The 264-nt window shown below is 45.5% G+C and carries 1 protein-coding gene; it reads left to right on the top strand.

What is annotated here, in order from left to right; genetic code table 11:
- Positions 1–264 (top strand): DNA polymerase domain-containing protein (locus SB753_RS38115; RefSeq protein ID WP_410805298.1); only part of this gene is annotated, 264 nt, incomplete at both ends.

Genomic DNA, 264 nt, shown 5'->3' on the forward strand with positions numbered 1-264 from the left:
TACCGCGTGGGGTCGTGAATACATCGAATTCGTTTGGAAAGAACTGGAAGAAAAATTCGGTTTCAAAGTTCTGTACATCGACACCGACGGTCTGTACGCGACCATCCCGGGTGGTAAATCTGAAGAAATCAAAAAAAAAGCGCTGGAATTCGTTGACTACATCAACGCGAAACTGCCGGGTCTGCTGGAACTGGAATACGAAGGTTTCTACAAACGTGGTTTCTTCGTTACCAAAAAAAAATACGCGCTGATCGACGAAGAAGG

The organism is Paraburkholderia sp. SIMBA_053, assembly GCF_046534895.1.
In the GTDB taxonomy this organism is placed as follows: Bacteria; Pseudomonadota; Gammaproteobacteria; order Burkholderiales; family Burkholderiaceae; genus Paraburkholderia; species Paraburkholderia caledonica.